Origin of the sequence: Dietzia sp. CW19, assembly GCF_014145265.1 — a bacterium.
Lineage (GTDB): Bacteria > Actinomycetota > Actinomycetes > Mycobacteriales > Mycobacteriaceae > Dietzia > Dietzia natronolimnaea.
On record NZ_JAALEE010000039.1, the window covers coordinates 1 to 2,022 of the forward strand.

Consider the following 2,022-nt stretch of genomic DNA (forward strand, 5'->3'; position numbering starts at 1 on the left):
GCCCGGCGCCACCGGGCGCCGGGCGGGCGATCAGACCGCCGCCGACTCCGCCGAGCGACGCGGCGCGACGGTCTCGTAGTCGGCGGTGTCCGCGGTGCGGGTCCGGCGCTGGTACTCGTGGACCAACCCGGGCCAGTTGGTGGTGACCCTTCCGGAGTCCACCCTGTACCAGGAGTCGCACCCGCTCCAGACCGAGTCGTCGAGGCGTCGCAGGATCTCGGCGTCGTAGGCGTCGTCGACCTCACGTCGCACCTCGAGTGCCACGGGCCGCTCAGCCCGGGCCAGATCCTCGACGATCTGACGGATGTACCGGGCCTGCTGTTCCATCATGAGGATGATCGAGCTGCTGCCGAGGTTGGTGTTGGGGCCGTAGACCAGGAACATGTTGGGAAAGCCCGGGACGGCCATCCCGAGGTACGCCCGTGCGCCCTCGCGCCACTGCTCGTGCAGATCCCGGCCCCCGCGCCCCCGCACGGTGATGGGCGCGAGGAACTCGGTGGCCTTGAAGCCGGTGCCGTAGACGATGACGTCGGCGGGGTGCAGACGTCCGTCGGATGTGACGATCCCGTCGGGGACGACCTCGGCGACGCCGTCGGTCACCACGTCGACGTCCGGCTGGGCGAGCGCGCGGTACCACTCGTTGCTGAACAGCATCCGTTTGCACCCGATCGGTTCCGTGGGGGTGAGTGCGGCGCGCAACTCCGGGTCCCGGACGGTCAGCCTGAGGTTGGCCTTGGCCAACCCGCTGAGGATCCGCGCCAGTGGACGAGCGGAGGTCAGGGCCAGGCCGATGGCCTCCGTGGTCTCCCAGATCGCCCCGCGCATCGCGGGGACGAGGCCGGGGACACGGGCGAACGCGGTGTGGTGCGCGTCGGTGTAGGCCCGGTCGGGCTTGGGCACCACCCACGGCGCCGAGCGCTGGTAGACCGTCACGTGGGACGCGGCCTCACGGATCCGGGGGACGAACTGGATCGCCGAGGCCCCGGTACCGAGCACCGCGACCCGCTTGCCGGTGAGATCCACATCGTGCCGCCACCGGGCGGAGTGGAACGACGGGCCCGCGAAGGAGTCCAGCCCGGGGATGTTCGGGTAGGCCGGCCTGGACAGCTGGCCGATCGCGGGGACCAGAACGTCGGCCTCGAACGACTCGCCGGAGGCGGTGAGCACCGTCCACGTGGCGGTGTCCTCGTCGAAGGTGGCCGAGGTCACCTCGATCCCCGTGCGCACCTTGTCCCGTAGGCCGTACCGGTCCGCCGTCTCGCGGATGTAGGACAGGATGTCCGGCTGCTCGGCGTAGCGGCGGCCCCAGTCCGTCTTGCGGTGGAACGAGTACGAGTACAGGTTCGACGGCACGTCACAGGCCGCTCCCGGGTAGGTGTTGTCCCGCCACACCCCGCCCACGTCGTCGGCCTTCTCCAGGATCGTCACGTCCGCGAGGTCGTCTCGGGTGAGTTCGTAGGCGGCGCCGAGGCCACCGAATCCGGCGCCGATGATGAGTACGCGCGGGCGCCGTCGGGTGCTGTTCGCGGGTGAGGCGGAGGAAGTCATGGTGCGACCGTATGGGGTCGGCCCGGCGTGGCCACAGACTTTCCCGGACGAATAATCCATAATTCCGGCCATGACCGCCTGGGACCGCCCCGCGGTAGCGCACTGGGACTTCCCGCGTTCTGCCACCGGCATCGGTGTGCTCGTCGAGGCCGGGGGCGCACTCGGCGTGGAGGCGGGGACCATCCTGCGCGGGGTCGGTCTCAGTCCCGCCGAGCTCGCGACCCCCGATCTGCTGGTGGCCCCGGCGCAGGAGCTCGCCGCGATCCGCAACCTGTGCGCCGCCGCTGGTGACCGCCCCGCGCTCGCCGCGGAAGTCGGGGCCGCCTATAGGTTGACGACCTTCGGGATCCTCGGATACGCCCTGTTGTCCAGCCCCACCCTCCGCGACGTGATCGCCATGACACTGCGCTTCATCGATCTGAGCTACATCTTCAGCGCGTTCGGTGTGGAGGCGACCGGCGACCGGATCGTCGT

At 70.4% G+C, this 2,022-nt stretch carries 2 protein-coding genes; one reads left to right on the forward strand and one right to left on the reverse strand.

Translation table 11 applies throughout. From position 1 onward, the window contains the following. Nucleotides 1–30: 30 nt before the first annotated feature. Nucleotides 31–1,548 carry an NAD(P)/FAD-dependent oxidoreductase gene (locus G6021_RS01475; RefSeq protein WP_182640518.1) on the reverse strand — a complete coding sequence of 506 codons (1,518 nt, stop codon included), beginning with the start codon at nucleotides 1,546–1,548 and terminating at the stop codon, nucleotides 31–33. 70 nt (nucleotides 1,549–1,618) lie between these two features. Between G6021_RS01475 and G6021_RS01480 the strand changes: the two genes are divergently transcribed. Further along, nucleotides 1,619–2,022, forward strand: a 404-nt coding sequence (locus tag G6021_RS01480; protein ID WP_182640519.1) for an AraC family transcriptional regulator ligand-binding domain-containing protein, incomplete at its 3' end; no start/stop codon positions are given.